Annotated in this window: 8 protein-coding genes and 1 pseudogene; 8 read left to right on the top strand and 1 reads right to left on the bottom strand. The window is 69.5% G+C overall.

The features are described from left to right. Positions 1-289 (bottom strand): annotated as a pseudogene (locus AC1DKV_RS37945) (GGDEF domain-containing protein); the annotation flags it as partial. A gap of 956 nt (positions 290-1245) precedes the next feature. On the opposite strand from AC1DKV_RS37945, the gene AC1DKV_RS37950 reads away from it, so the two are divergent. The 8 genes from AC1DKV_RS37950 to AC1DKV_RS37985 all read left to right on the top strand — a co-directional run bounded on the left by AC1DKV_RS37950 (position 1246) and on the right by AC1DKV_RS37985 (position 15195). After that, a complete protein-coding gene (locus tag AC1DKV_RS37950; RefSeq protein ID WP_477139474.1) occupies positions 1246-4158 on the top strand; it encodes a bifunctional glycoside hydrolase/polysaccharide deacetylase family protein in 2913 nt (970 codons plus the stop codon). Beyond that, entirely contained in the window at positions 4121-8263 is a 4143-nt protein-coding gene (locus AC1DKV_RS37955) for a tetratricopeptide repeat protein (RefSeq protein ID WP_477139470.1), read from the top strand. Before AC1DKV_RS37950 ends, AC1DKV_RS37955 begins: the two co-directional genes overlap by 38 nt. Before the next feature lie 71 nt (positions 8264-8334). Then, complete coding sequence (locus AC1DKV_RS37960; protein WP_477139471.1) at positions 8335-8892, top strand: penicillin-binding protein activator LpoB; 558 nt, start codon at positions 8335-8337, stop codon at positions 8890-8892. 19 nt (positions 8893-8911) lie between these two features. Beyond that, positions 8912-10354 (top strand): PelD GGDEF domain-containing protein, encoded by a 1443-nt coding sequence (locus tag AC1DKV_RS37965; protein ID WP_477139472.1) that lies wholly within the window; start codon positions 8912-8914, stop codon positions 10352-10354. Continuing rightward, positions 10347-11333: a tetratricopeptide repeat protein gene (locus AC1DKV_RS37970; RefSeq protein ID WP_477139473.1), complete on the top strand. Its 987-nt coding sequence runs from the start codon at positions 10347-10349 to the stop codon at positions 11331-11333. The genes AC1DKV_RS37965 and AC1DKV_RS37970 overlap by 8 nt, the downstream gene beginning before the upstream one ends. Continuing rightward, on the top strand, positions 11330-12946 hold the full coding sequence (pelF, locus tag AC1DKV_RS37975; protein ID WP_441611983.1) for a GT4 family glycosyltransferase PelF: 1617 nt from the start codon (positions 11330-11332) through the stop codon (positions 12944-12946). Before AC1DKV_RS37970 ends, pelF begins: the two co-directional genes overlap by 4 nt. A 1-nt stretch (position 12947) precedes the next feature. Then, positions 12948-14318, top strand: a complete 1371-nt coding sequence (gene pelG / locus AC1DKV_RS37980; protein WP_441611984.1) for an exopolysaccharide Pel transporter PelG — start codon at positions 12948-12950, stop codon at positions 14316-14318. Positions 14319-14484: 166 nt separating this feature from the next. Beyond that, the gene (locus tag AC1DKV_RS37985) at positions 14485-15195 is read left to right on the top strand and encodes a response regulator transcription factor (protein ID WP_441611985.1); all 711 of its coding nucleotides are present in this window, start codon (positions 14485-14487) and stop codon (positions 15193-15195) included. Positions 15196-15374: the final 179 nt, after the last annotated feature.

Here is a 15374-nt window from a genome sequence, read left to right on the forward strand (position 1 = left end):
TCAGCGACCCCGGCGCGGCCGGCGTGCGGCCATCGGTCAGGGTGATGCCGCGCTGGATCAGCAACTGGGCTACCAGCCCCAGCGCCGGCGCCACCAGCAGGAACCACGCGGGCCCGCTGCGCGCGTCGATCACCAGCAGGCCAGCGGCGCAAGCCAGTACCAGTCCTGCGCCCCAGGCGCGGCCCGCCGCGCTGCGGCGCAGGGCCAGCATCAGGGCCGAGAGAATGCATTGCATGGCGGTGAACAGGACCAGCAGTGCCATCACGGCAGTGCTCTCATCTGACAGCATGCGTTCCCCATGGGGTGCGGCGCGTCGGYGACGCGCCGTTGTTTGCCTTCGAAGGTAGCCATGCGCATGCGCGCGGCCCGTCTGCGCCACGAGCTGGCTTTCGACATTTCCGAATGCGGCGCGCGGCCGGAGCGTGGTCCGGTGCGAGGTGGCCGCCGAGCAGATGTCTTCTTGTTTGGGAAAATTCTACACAGCGGCAGCCTGCAAAAACCGCGTCGTCGCCCGGCGTGACAATTGTTGACATTAGGTTTGAAACGAGTGACCTACCATTCGCTTCGCTGTCGTGCCGGCCAAGGCAGCACTGCGCGTTCCGGCGCGCAGCCCGTTTCTGTTGTTTATGCGGCTACCMGGCGATTTGCCTGAACCACGCCGTGCTATGGTCGTCAGTGCGCAAAACAATAAAAATGCAGAAAACGGTGATCCGGCATTTTGCATTTCCGTATCGGAAGACTGCCGCGCGGGGTCGGACGGACAGCAAGCCCGTTCGCCTGCGTGCTCAGGGTCATCAACGCATTGCAGCCGCGGAGCGCGGGTTTGCCTGGCGTCCTTCCGTGCCGGCGGCTTTCGCAGGACCGGGCATGCTGCCCGGGTGCGACAGGAGATTGCATGCGTCATTGCGTCATTACGTCATTACGCATCTCCCTAGTCCTAAATACTTATAGGCATGACCATCCACATGCTTCAGAATCTGCCGATTTAGTGCTTAAATAAGCACATAAAAATGAACCGCAGGGGACTGCCCGGGACTCGGGCAGCGCGGGTGCAACGGAACATTCACGCCTGGAACGCATCGCTTGCCGGGCACCGCAAGGACGGTGCCGCAAGTCAGACAGGCGGGTTCTTCCGGGACGGGCATAAGAATGAAGAACAACAGGGGTCAGTAGGTGAAATTGTTGCGATTGGACGGCCTCATGCGTCGCATGGCCGGCTTGTGCGGCGCGAGTGCGGGCACGACGATGACGTKGGCCTGGCTTGCTGCGTTGCTGACCGTATTCACAGCCTGGCTTGGCCCGGCGCAGGCGCAGGTGGCCGGACAGGTGGCCGGACAAGCGGGCGGACAAGCGGCCGCACGAGCGGTTGCAGTCCCCGGCGCGCGCGCGCCCAATATCGCCTTCCATTACGGCAGCAAGCCGCCGGTGGATGCCCTGCAGGCCTTCGATATCGCGGTGGTCGAGCCCGACAGCGGTTTCGACCCGCGCCGCGCCGCTACCCCCGGTACCGATTGGTTCGCCTACGTCAGCGTGGGCGAGGTCGAGCCGTCGCGCTCCTACCTCAAGGACCTTCCCAAGGCCTGGCTGACCGGCAACAACGATGCCTGGGGCGCCCGCGTGGTGGACCAGGCCGCGCCGGGCTGGCCCCCGTTCTACGTGGACAAGGTCATTGCGCCGCTGTGKGAGCGCGGTTACCGCGGCTTCTTCCTCGACACGCTCGACTCCTACCAGCTGGTGGCCAAGACCGACGCGGCGCGCGCCAGCCAGGAAGCCGGCATGGTCGCCGTGATCCGCGCCATCAAGGCGCGCTACCCCGACGCCCGCCTGATCTTCAACCGCGGCTTCGAGATCCTGCCGCAGGTCCACCAGCTCGCCTACGCGGTCGCGTTCGAGTCGCTGTACCGCGGCTGGGACCAGGGCAACAAGCGCTACACCGAAGTKAGCGAAGCCGACCGCAACTGGCTGCTCGGCCAGGCCCGCATCATCCGCGAGCAATACCGCCTGCCGGTGATTTCCATCGACTACTGCCCGCCAGCCGACCGCAAGTGCGCGCGCGACACCGCCGCACGCATCCGCGCGCTGGACATCATTCCCTACGTGGCCGACCCGGGCTTGCAGGCCGTCGGCATCGGCGCCATCGAGGTCATGCCGCGCCGCGTGCTGGTGGTGCAKGACCGCGAGGCCGGCGTCTCGATCGACGACTCCGCCGGCGTGCGCTTCGTCGCGATGCCGCTGAACTACCTGGGCTATCGCGTGGACTTCGCCGAAGCCAGCCAGCCGTTGCCGGAGATCGGCCCGGACCGCTACGCCGGCGTCGTGGTCTGGATGGGCGGCAATGTGCGCGACCAGCCCGGCCGTTTCTCCGGCTGGATCCAGCGCATGGTCGGCCAGGGCATCCCCGTCGTGTTCCTGAACGATTTCGGCGCGCGCATCGGCGGCTCGCTGGCTTCGTCGCTGCAGCTCAATGCGGTCAAGGGCAAGGTCGGCAAGACMGCCGAGGTCGTATCGAAGGATCCCATGATGGGCTTCGAGATGCCGGTGGCGCCGGACCGCACCCAGGCCGCTGCCGTGCAGGTGGGCGACGGCCCGGGCTTTCGCTCGCTACTGCGCCTGCGTTCGGGCACGCTGACCTACGACGCCGCCGCCATCACGCCCTGGGGCGGCTACGTGCTCGGCCCCTACGCCGTGCGCCGCAGCGCCAACGACCAKAACCGCTGGGTCGTGCAGCCGCTGGATTTCTTGCGCGAGGCGCTGCGCCTGCCGGCCATGCCGGTGCCGGACGTCACCACCGAGAACGCTCGCCGCCTGCTGACCATCCACGTCGACGGCGACGGCTTTGCCTCGCGTGCCGAGATCCCCGGCGGCGGCTTCTCCGGCGAAGTGCTGTTCCGCGAGATCTGGGACCGCTATCGCCTGCCGATGACGATGTCCATCATCCAGGGCGAAGTCGCCAGCGACGGCATGTACCCCAAGCTGACCGCGCAGCTCGAGCCGATCGCGCGCAAGATCTTCGCGCAGCCGTACGTCGAGGTGGCCAGCCACACCTACTCGCACCCGTTCGAATGGGGCCGCACCGTGCCCGACGGCACCCACGCGCAGAACCCCACCGAGGGCGACGACGACTACCACCTCGCGATCMCMGGTTACCAGATGGACCTGCGGCGCGAGATCGGCGGCTCGATCGACTATATCAACCGCACGCTCGCGCCCGCCAGCAAGCCGGTCAGCATGCTGCTGTGGTCGGGCGACTGCCAGCCCCCGCCCGAGGCCATCAAGCTGGCCGACCAGGCTGGCGTGCTCAACATGAACGGCGGCGACACGCTGATCACGCGCAGCAACCCTAGCTGGACGGCGATCTCGCCGATCGGCGTGAACAAGGCCGACGGCACCTTCCAGGTCTTTGCGCCMAACCAGAACGAAAACGTCTACACCAACCTGTGGCACGGCCCGTTCTATGGCTTCGAGCGCGTGATCGAGACCTATGAGCTGACCGACCGGCCGTACCGCTTCAAGTCGGTCAACATCTACTATCACAGCTACTCGGGTACCAAGGCGGCTTCCCTCAAGGCGCTGCGCAAGGTCTACGACTACGCGCTGAACCAGCCGCTGATGCCGGTGCACGCCAGCGACTACGCGCGCAAGGTGATCGACTGGCAGGGCATGGCGGTGGCGCGCGAGATCGGCGCCGGCGGCGACGGCAGGCAGCCCGCCGCGTGGATCGTGCGCGGCGACGGCAACCTGCGCAATGTGCGCTGGACCGGCGCCGGCGTACCCKACGTGGCCGGCTCGCACAATGTGACCGGCACCTCGCCGGCGCCCGGCGGCGGCGTCTACGTGCACCTCGTCGACGGCGCTTCGCGCATCGTGATGCGCGACGACGCGGCCAGGATGCCGGCGGTGCCGGAGATCGTCGAGGCCAGCGGCTTCGTGCGCGGCTGGCGGCGCGGTGGCCAGGGCAGCGCGCAACAGATCCGTTTTGACTTCAGCGGCTACACCAGGCCATTTTTCCGCCTCGCCGGCGCAGACCGTTGCCGGGTTGCCATCGACGGCAAGGCGGTAGCGGGCGTGCGGGAGCGTGGCACGCTGCGTTTCGACACCACGCCCGTCTCCAATCCCGGCAATGCCAAGCAAAGCGTTGAAATCACCTGCGGCGCCTGAGCGCGAGCGGCTGCTGCCGCCTGCGTTCGTGCTGACCTTCACCGCCATGGTGGGGATCGGCCTGGCGCTGATGTTCCCGCGCGAGACCTTGCGCGAACGCCTGCTGGGCGAAGGCCGCGCGGTCGATGGCCTGAGCATGGCCTACCTGGAGGCCTGGTGGCGTGCCACGCCGGACGACAACGGCTTCATGGCGGTGCTGGCCGAGCAATACGCGCGCACCGGCCGGCTGGACGAGGCCGAACGCATGCTCAGTCACCTCGAAGCGCGCTACAACGCCGCGCGCCAGGGCCCTGTGCGCAATCCCGCCGACGCCGACCTGCCCGGCCAGATCCTGCGCACCCGCATCGAGATCACGCAGCAGCGCGCCTTTGCCGCGCCGCCGGACACGCCCGAGCGCAACCAGCACGTGGAGCACCTTGCCGGCCTGCTCGGCCAGGCCGCGCTGATGACATGGACGCGCGCCGACCTCGAAGACCTGGCGACCACCGCCCGCGCGATCAATGCGCTCAAGTCCGCCCAGGTGTTCTACCGCGCGCTGGCCAGGAGCGATCCCGCCCGCGCCGACCTGTGGAACGCGCAGGCCGCCTCGGCGGCGCTTGCCGGCGGCGACTACCAGCAGGCGGCCGAAGCGCTGTTCAGCGCGCAGGCGCGCGCCACCGATCCGGCCGAGCAGCGCAGGCTGTTCCTGGCCGGGCTGAAGACGCTGCAATCCGGCAACCTGCTGGACCAGGCGCTGGCCCAGGCCGAACAACGCGGCGGCAAGCTGCTCGACAACGCGGAAGTCCTGCGCTACCTGACCAGGCTGGCGCTGGCCGCCAACCGCCCCGAGCAGGCCGCGCGCTACGTCGAGCGGCTGCTGCGCCAGCCGCCGAGCGTGCAAGGCATGCCCGCGGGCGCCGCCGCGCAGCGGGCGGGGATTCGGGGCATCGCCGGCAGCCAGCCGTGGGCCGCGCAAGGCGTGGTATTCCTCGACGGACCGCKCGGGCTGGCGTTGCGCCGCGCCATGGGCGAAGCCGGCATGCCACGCCTGCGGCGCGTGGCCGATGTACAGGGCAGGCCGGCCGCCCCGGCCGCCGTCGCGGCGCCCGCCGCCGCAGACCCGGACACGGCCGACCGCGCCTTCAACGCGGACGACTACGAACTCGCCTTCCAGGTCTTCCTGGCGGCCGGCAAGCTGAACGACGCGCAGCGCGTGGCCGAGACCGCGGTCAAGCACCTGCCCGGCTCGGCGCGCTGGCGCGAGCGCCTGGCCCAGGTGGCCGAGTGGAACCGCCAGCCCACGGTCGCGCTCAAGAGCTGGCTCGAGTATGCGCAGGCCAGCAACGACGAGACCGCCTGGAAGGCGGTGCTGCGCTTGGCCCCGGCCCTGAACGACGACCGCGCCTATCTGGCCGCGCTGCGCCATCGAGCCGGCACCGGCGACCTCGCCACCGTGGACGAGGTGGTCGCTACCTACGAGCGGCTGGGCGAGCCGGAGGAAGGCATGGCCTTCCTGGAGAGCCTCAGCCGCGGCCCCAACGCGCGCCAGGTGACGGAGCGGCAGGCGGAGCTGGCCGAGCGCGCCGGCAAGGACGCCCGCGCCTTCGCGCTGTACACGTCCCTGCAGGAACGCTTCGGCCCGCGCCCGGGATACGCGCTCAAGCGGGCCAACCTGCTCTACGTGCGCGGCGCGCTGCGCCAGGCGCTGGAGGCGATKGTGCCGTCCATGCCCGCCGCCGGCCCCACCGACATCGACTTCTGGCGCACGCTCACGGAACTGGCGCGCCTGAACCAKCGCGAGGACCTGCTCGAGCAGGGCTACCGGCAACTGACGCTGGCCATGGCCGGGACACATGAYGACCACTGCCTGAAGATGCCGCCCGGCGCCGGGCGCAACCACTGCCTGGAGGACGTGCGCGACAGCGAGGAATCGGATTTCTCCAACCTGATCGATTTCTACGACAGCTCGCCCATCGATGCCGGGCGCATCGCCGAAGCCGGCTGGCGCAAGGGCGGCAAGCTCGAGTCGCTCGAGCTTGCCATCAATTACTACACCCGCGCGCGCGCCTACGACCGCATCGCCAGCCTGCTGCAGGCCATGACGCCCGCGCAGCTCAGGCAGGCCKAGMAGGCCAGCCGCTTCCTCGCCATGCGCGCCGAATACCTGCGCGCGCGCGGCGAACGCGACCAGGCCCTGGCCGACMTGCGCCGCGCCGCCAGCCTGCCCGACGCCGGCAGCGAGACGCTGGCCGCGCTGATGTGGTCGCTGGTGGACCTGGGCCCGGATACCGAGGTGCGCGCCATGATGCTGCGCCTCAGGGGCGAGGCCGAAGACAACCCGGACCTGTGKGGCGCCTTCGCCGCCGGCAGCATGCGCTTCCATGACGGCCGCGGCGCGCTGCACTACCTGCGCAAGATGGCCAGCGGCAAGAGCGCCGACCCGCTCTGGCTGGGACTCGCCGCCGATGCCTGCGACGCCATCGGCCAGACCGACACCGGCTGGCGCCTGCGCCGGCAGGCCTGGATCGACCTGCACAGCGACAAGAGCCCGCAGGGCCGCCGCGCCTCCGACCCGCGCGCGCTCGGCCCCGCCTCCGAGGAAGCGGACGCGCAAGGCGGCCCGGCCCMGGCCGAGCTGCGGCGCCAGACCGTGGCGCTGGGCCAGATCTTCGCCTCGGGCGACGTCTCGCGGCGGCTGGTGATGGAGATGCTGGGCGCCGACCGCAGCGTGATGGCCGGCGCCCGCGCCGCCGACTGGACCGGCCCGGCCGCGCCGAAGTCGCGCCTGGGCKAGATCCCGGGCCTGCCGCCGCTGGAACTCAGGTTGCCGCAGGACATGGCGCAGCGCGAGGCGCGCCAGCAGGCGGTGGTCTCCGCCGCGGCCAGGGAAGTGGCGCTGGCGTGGGCGCTGTCGAACGAGTCCAACGCGCTCGCGCGTGCCTGGCTGGCCCGCCAGTACGCACGCCAGCTGCTGCGCCCGGCCTATGCCGAAGTCACGCTGGCGCTGGCCGGCGGCGACCTGGACGCGCTCGACCGCGTGCTGGAGCGCCAGGCCGGCCGGGTGCCGGTGGACAACCAGATCGAGGCCAACGTGCAGCTCGGCCGCCTCGGCGCCGCGCAGACCCAGGCCTTCGATGCGCAGGACATCGCCCGCGCCGACGACAAGCTGCAGGAAACCCTGCAGGACACGCTGCTGTTCAATGCGCAGGCCATCGAGCCGCGCGTGACCTACCAGCGCCAGAGCCCGCTCGCCTACTTCGACTACAGCCTGGCCGGCGGCGTGCGCCTGTGGGATGGCTATGACCTCAACCTGCGCGGCGTCTGGCGCAGCCAGCGCAGCGTCGACCAGGCCCAGCTCACCGGCGTGCCCGGCTCCGACCAGCGTGGCGAGCTCTCGCTGGGCTACCGCGATCTGCACAAGCGCTGGCGGCTCGCCGTGGGACGGCGCGACGGCCTCGACAGCATGACCACCGCGCGCTTCACCGGCGCGTGGCGCGAGGAAAACCGCGTGAGCTTTACCACCGTGGCCGGCCTGAACCAGAACGCGGACGAATCGGCCGCGCTGCGCGTCGGCGGCGCCAAGGACGTGCTGGGGCTGGGCGCAAGCTATAACTTCGGCCTGCGCGAGTTCGCCGGCGCGCGCGTCGAGTACAACCGCTTCCGCGGGCAGGATGGCTCGTCGCTGGGCAACGGCGTGGTGTACGACGTCGAGCTGGGCTACCGCATCCGCACCGCCTACCCGGACTACACCGTGCGGATGGTCGGCACCCATGCCAGCTACAACACGCGCGGCGGCACGCTGAGCGGCAAGCTGGCCACGCTGGTGCCCGCCGGCGACGCCGCCACGCCGGCGTTCTACATGCCCGGAGGCTTCACGCAGGCCGGCGTCACGGTCGGCTTCGGCACCGAGCTGCTCGACGACTACACGCACAAATGGCGGCCGTTCGCCGAGCTCGGGCTGCTGCACGACACCCGCGCGGGGCAGAACTTCCGCGCGCAGCTGGGCATCGCGGGCACGGTCTTCGGCAACGATCACCTGTCCATGTATGTGCAGCACGAAACCGCCGCGCGCAATGGCGGCACGCCGCTGACCGAAGTCGGCGTGCGCTACAGATGGCTGTTCTAGTCCGGGCGGGCACCACGCCGCGCCGGTTCACCGCATGCAATCGGGATTCAATCGTTTAGGGGAAAAGCGTCATGGAAACAACTAGCAAGAAGCAGCATCGCGTGGCACGCCTGCTGGGCTGGTGCGGCGCAATGGGCGCGGCCCTGTGCCTGGCCGGCTGCGCGGTGACCGATGTGGGCCGCGCACCTGCGCTGAGCGCCGGCGAAGCACTGGCGGTCCTGCCTATCGTCAACTACACCGAGACGCCGCAGGCCGGCCTGCGCGCCGAGGCCATCGCCGAGAGCCTGCTCAAGACCGGCGGCATCGCCAGCGTGCGCCGCTACCCGGCCAGCCTGAACCCGGAAACGCTGTTCGAGCCGGCCGAGCGCGAAGCGGTGGGCAAGGCACTGGAATGGGCGCGTACGCAGAAGGTGCGCTACGCCCTGACCGGCGCCGTGCAGGAATGGCGCTACAAGGTCGGCGTGGACGGCGAGCCGGCGGTGGGCATCTCGCTGCAACTGCTCGACGTGAGCACGGGCGAAGTGGTGTGGTCCGCCACCGGCAGCGACAGCGGCTGGAGCCGCGAATCGCTGTCCGGCACCGCGCAKAAGCTGCTGCGCCGCTTGCTGGCGCCGCTGCGCCAGGGTTGAGACGCGGGAGAGCGCGATCGTGGCCAATACAGCCGACAAGATACGGGAAGGACAGGGCATTGGCGCGGGCGGCCGTTATCTGCGGCTGATCGCGCCTGCCACGAGCGGACCGGTCGCGCTGGTCGAGCTGGTGGTGACGATGGTCCTGGCGCTGGGCGCGGGCTACCTGGTGCTGCCGGGCAACCCCCTGCTGCTGGGGCTCGGCTTTCCCTGGGCCTGGCTGCTGCCGTTGATCCTGGCGCTGCGCTATGGCACGCTCATCGGCGTGGGCAGCGTGCTGATGATGCTGGGTGGCTGGTTCTTCTTCCACMAGATGGGGGCGCAGCCGGGCGAGTTCCCGCGCCTGTTCTTCCTCGGCGGCCTGCTGACGGTGCTGGTGGCCGGGCAGTTCGGCGATGTCTGGGGCACGCGGCTGGCACGCGCACGCGCCCTCAACCGCTACCTGGAGGAGCGCCTGGCCGCGCTCACCAAGAACCACTACCTGCTGCGCGTGTCCCATGCGCGCCTGGAGAACGACCTGCTGGCCAAGCCRACCACGCTGCGMGACACGCTGTCGCAGATGCGCGCGGTATMGCTCGAGGACAGTGGCGGCGGTGGCGGCCTCCTGGTGGGCGCGCGCCCGATGCTGCAGGTGGTGGCGCAGGCCTGCCAGCTCGAGGCGGCCGCGCTCTACGCGGTGCGTGGCGATACGGTTGACGCCGAGGCATCGGCGCGGATCGGCCCGGACTTCGAGTTCGATCGCGACGACGTGCTGGTGCGCCATTGCCTGGAGACGCGGCAGCTCGCGCACCTCCAGAGCGGCGGCGTGGCGCGCCAGCCGGCCGATCACCCGCAGACCCGCTACGTGGCGGTGGCGCCGGTACTGTCCGGCGCCGACAAGCTGGTCGGCCTGCTGGTAGTCGAGCGCATKCCGTTCCTGTCGCTCAGCTACGAGAACCTGCAATTGCTCATGGTGCTGATGGGCTACTACGCCGATGGCGTCGAGCATGCGGTCTCCACGCGCGCCATCGCGGCGGCGATTCCCGGCTGCCCGTACGACTTCGCGCTGGACTACGCGCGCTTGTCGCGCCTGCGCCGCGACAGCGGCATCGAAAGCACGATCGTGGCGCTGGTGTTCGACCTGGACGAATCGCGCGATGCCTTGTTCGAACAGGTGATCYGCAGCCGCCGCGCGCTCGACGTGGCATGGCCGCTGAGCAGCGCGCACCAGCGCGCGCTGCTCACGCTGATGCCGCTGTCCGGCAGCGAGGCCGCCTCGGCCTACCTGGTGCGCATCGAGGACATGCTGCGCGCCCAGTTCGGCACCGATTTCGAGGCCGCGCGCATCGGCGTGCACACGCTGGCCGTGCCCGCCAGCGCGCCGGTCGAGCCACTGGTGCGGTTGCTGCACCGCTGCCAGGTGGATGTACAGCCGGCGCCGGTGCCGGTGCCGGTGGCACTGGGCGAGGCTGGCCGTGGGTAAGCTCGGCATCGGCGGCGTCGCCGCGCAAATCGCCGCCCTGGCGTTGCTGGCGCGCGCCGGCAACAGCACCGCGCTGCTGCTGACCTTCCTGGGCATGCAAGCCCTGTCCGCCGCGATGATCGCCATGGTGTTGTGGCGCCTGCTGCCGCGCCGCTTTCGCGTGCCGTTCGCATGGAGCTACGGCTACCTGTTMGCGTTCTGCCTGCTGGTGCCGCTGGCGGGTTCCGTCGTCTGCGTGGGCAGCCTGTTGATCGCGCGGCTGTTCCCCGGGCGCAACGAAGCGGGCGGCATCGGCCTGGTCGGGCTGCCGGTGTTCGTCACCCACCTGATCTCGCGCGTCACGCACGGCGGCGGCGCCCGCCTGCGCGCMCAGCTGGGCAACACGCGCGCACCGCTGCCCGAGCGCATGACCGCGCTGGTGGCCATGCAGTCGATGCCGGCGCGCACCTCCAGCCCGGTGCTGCGCGACCTGCTGGCCGACAGCGCCGACGACGTGCGCCTGCTGGCCTATGGCATGCTCGACGGCGCCGAGAAGCACCTCACGCAGCGGATCCTGGCCGAGCTGCCGCGTCTCGAAGACGCCGGCGACGACGCCGGGCGCGCCGAGATACACAAGCGCGTGGCCGACCTGTACTGGGAACTGATCTACCAGAACCTGGTGCAGGGCGACGTCTATCGCTACACCGCCGACCAGGTCGAGCGCCACGCCCGCGCCGCGCTGGAGGTGGACGGCAGCCAGGCGGGCCTGTGGTACATGCGMGGGCGCCTGGCGCTGACCCGCAACGAACCCGCGCAGGCGCGCGAGTGGCTGCAGCGCGCCGAGCGGCTGGGCTTCTCGCGCGAGCGCACGCTGCCGCTGCTGGCCGAAGCCGCCTACCTCGAACGCGACTATGCCGCGGTGCGCGCCCTCCTGCTGTCGTTCGACAGCCCATCGCCGCTGCCCCTGGTGCGGCCCATGCTGCGTTACTGGCAATCATGAGCGATACCCCTTTGCCCCGCGCCGACTCGGCCGACGTCTGCCTGCTGCTCGAAGGCACTTTCCCGTATGTCAGCGGCGGGGTGTCGAGCTGGGTCAACCAGATGATCCGGGCCTTCCCGGAAATCCGCTTCGCCATCGTCTTCATCGGCAGCCGCCGCGAAGACTACGGCAACATGGTCTACGCGCTGCCCGAGAACGTGGTGCACCTGGAAACCCACTTCCTGTACGACTTCGCGCCGCCGCCGCTGGTGCACGGCAGCGCTGGCGACGCCACCGCCTTTGCCGCCTCGGCGCGCCTGCACGAGGTGTTGCGCAAGCCGGGGCAGGAGGCCGCGGCCGGAGAACTGATCCGCGCGCTGATGCCTGAACTCAGCGACGGCGGCAGGCTGTCGGAGGACGCCTTCCTGTACAGCCGCAACGCCTGGCAGACCATCACGGAACAGTACCGGCGGTACTGCACGGACCCGTCCTTCACGGACTACTTCTGGACCGTGCGCATCATGCACAAGCCGCTGTGGCAGCTTGCCCGCGTCGCCACGAACCTGCTGCCGGCCAAGGTCTACCATACCGTGTCGACCGGCTATGCCGGCTTCCTCGGCGCCATGCTGCATTACCGCACGGGCCGCCCGCTGCTGGTGTCCGAGCACGGTATCTACACCAAGGAACGCAAGATCGACCTGTTCCAGAGCCAGTGGATCCGCGACAACCGCAATGTGTTCGAGCGCGACATCTCGCAGATCAGCTATTTCCGCGAGCTGTGGGTGCGCTTTTTCGAAACGCTTGGCCGCGTGTGCTACGACGCCGGCGACACCATCGTGGCGCTCTACGAAGGCAACCGCCAGCGCCAGGTCACCGACGGGGCCAGCGCCGCGCGCACGCGCAATATTCCCAATGGCATCAACCTGCCGCGGCTGGCGGCGCTGCGCGCGCAGCGCGCGCCCGGCGTGCCGCCGGTGCTGTGCCTGATCGGGCGGGTGGTGCCGATCAAGGACATCAAGACCTTTATCCGCGCCATGCTCACGGTGGTTCGCCAGTACCCGGATGCCGAAGGCTGGATTGCCGGCCCGGAGGACGAGGATCCGGAGTACGCGCGCGAGTGCCGCAGCCTGGCCGAGAGCCTGGGGCTGGGCGATCGCGTCAGGTTCCTCGGCTTCCAGCGCATCGACGACCTGCTGCCCAAGGTGGGCGTGCTGGTGCTGAGCTCGATCTCCGAGGCGCTGCCGCTGGTGGTGCTCGAAGGCTTCGCCGCCGGCGTGCCGTGCGTGACCACCGATGTGGGCTCGTGCCGGCAACTGATCTTCGGCCAGCCCGGCGAGGACGCCGGGCTGGGCGCCGCGGGCGCGGTGGTGCGCATTGCCGATCCGGCCGCGCTGGCGCAGAAGGCCATCGACCTGCTGGGCTCGCCCGAGGCCTGGCACGCCGCCCAGCAGGCCGGTATCCAGCGCGTGGAGCGCTACTACACGCAGGAGATGATGGTTGGCAGCTACCGCGAGCTGTACACGCGCCTGATGGCGCAGCCGCCCGGGGCGCCCGCGGGCGTCCCGGGCGCAACGGCCGGCTCGCCCATGACGGCGGCCCAGGCCGCGGGCTGCCCCATGAAGGGAGGTCGCTGAGATGGCGGGGATTGGTTTCGAACTGCGCAAGATGCTGCGGCGGGACAGCCTGTCGGGCATGCTCGGCGCCTATGCCTACGCCGGCATCATCAGTTCCGGCCCGTGGGTGCTGTCGATCGTCGGCATCCTGCTGATCGGCGTGCTGAGCCTGCCCTTCGTGGTGCCGGGCAGCCTGGTGACGCAATTCCAGGTGTCGGTGACCTACCTGATCGCGGTCAGCCTGATACTCACCGGGCCGATGCAGCTGGCCTTCACGCGCTTCACGTCGGACCGGCTGTTCGAGAAGCGGTCCCACCTCGTGCTGTCGAATTTCCACGCGGTGGCCTTGCTGGTGACGGTGCTGGCCGGCGCGATCGGCCTGGCGTGCGCGCTGTTTGCGTTCCGGCAGCAATCGGTGCTGTACCGGCTGCTGATGATCGCGGGCTTCGTGGTCATGAGCAATATCTGGATCGCGGTGATCTTCCTKTCGGGCATGAAGCAGTACAAGGCCATCGTATGGACCTTCCTGCTCGGCTACACGCTGACCGTGGCGGCTGCGCTGGCGCTGCGCAACTACGGGCTCGAAGGCCTGCTGTCCGGTTTCGTCGCCGGCCAGCTGAGCCTGCTCACGGCGATGGTKGTGCTGATCTATCGCAACTACACCAGCCAGCGCTTCATGTCGTTCGAGGTGTTCCAGCGCCGCAACGCCTATCCGAGCCTGATGGCCATCGGCCTGCTCTACAACCTCGGCATCTGGCTCGACAAGTTCATGTTCTGGTACGCGCCATCCACCGGACAGCAGGTGATCGGGCCGCTGCACGCATCGATCATCTACGACATCCCGGTGTTCCTGGCCTACCTGGCGATCATCCCCGGCATGGCGGTGTTCCTGGTGCGCATCGAGACCGACTTCGTCGAATACTACGACGCGTTCTACAACGCCGTGCGCGGCGGCAGTTCGCTCGAGCATATCGAGGACATGCGCAACACCATGGTGCAGACGATCCGCCTGGGCTTGTACGAGATCGTGAAGGTGCAGGCCATCGCCGCGCTGCTGCTGTTCGTGGTGGGCCGCTACGTGCTGGCGCTGCTGGGCATCTCCGAGCTGTACCTGCCGCTGCTGTACGTGGACGTGATCGGCGCCAGCCTGCAGGTGGTGCTGCTCGGCGTGCTGAACATCTACTTCTACCTCGACCGCCGCCGCGAGGTACTGCTGCTGTCGGGACTGTTCGTGGTGCTCAATCTCGCACTGACTTCGCTGACGTTGCAGTTCGGGCCGGCGTGGTACGGCTACGGCTTCGCGGTCTCGCTGCTGGTGGTGGTGGCGCTGGCGATCTACCTGCTCGACCGCAAGCTGGACCGGCTCGAGTACGAGACCTACATGCTGCAATGACCAGAGGGCCCCGGCAGCCCGCCGCGCCTTGGCTGGCGCGGCTTCCCCCGAAGCTGTACCCTTCAAGCACGTGCCTGGCCGGTCTTGGCCCGGGCGCGCAGGGGGACGCCGGTTCGTATGTTTGCCGCTGCGGCGCCGGGCGCACGCGGCGCGTATAGAGGTAGGTATKAAAATAGCTTCGGTGGAAGACGACAAGAGCCAGGCCGAGCTGATCCAGCAGATCCTKAACTCGGCCGGCCATCAGTGCGAATGCTTCGCCAGTGGCGGCAGTTTCCTGCGGGCGCTGCGCGAGAAGTCGTTCGACCTGCTGGTGGTGGACTGGCAACTGCCCGATACCAGCGGCTTCGAGGTGGTCACCTGGGTGCGGCAGAACTCCGGGCGCAATCCGCCCATCCTGTTTCTCACCAGCCGCTCGCTGGAGGAGGACATCGTCGCGGGACTGGGCGCGGGTGCCGACGACTACATGATCAAGCCGATCCGCCGCGCCGAACTGGTGGCGCGCGTATCCGCGCTGCTGCGCCGCACCTATCCGCAGGCAGAGCAGGACAACGCGGTGCTCCACGTGGGCAGCTACCGGGTCGACACGCAGGCGCGCACGGTGGAAGTGGGCGGCGCCAAGGCCGAGGTCTCGCCGCGCGAGTTCGACCTGGCCCTGTTCCTGTTCCGCAACCTGGGGCGCCTGGTATCGCGCGAGGTGGCGGAGCAGGCCGTGTGGGGCCGCGCCATCGGCGCGGGCTCGCGCACGCTCGACACGCATATCTCGCGCCTGCGCATCAAGCTGGCGCTGCGGCCGGAGAACGGCGTGCGCCTGACCTCGGTGTATTCGCATGGCTATCGCTTCGAGGCCACGGCAGATGGCGACAAGCAGGAAGACTGAGTCTATGAAGTGGTCAGACATGGTAGCCGGCGGCATGCCGGGCGGTGCGCGGCGCAGTATCGGGCGCGGCATGGAAGGCCATCGCATGCCGCGCGTGGGCAAGGCGCTCGGGGCGACGGGCGCGGCCGGGCTGGCCGGCTTGCTTGCGATTGTCGCCGCGGGCTGGCCGGGCGGCGTGG

It is taken from the genome of Cupriavidus sp. 05T41 (assembly GCF_056396525.1).

Excerpts from the sequence above, each read along its gene's own strand:
- pelF (WP_441611983.1), top strand. The coding sequence starts at position 11,330 with ATGAGCGATACCCCTTTGCCCCGCGCCGACTCGGCCGACGTCTGCCTG.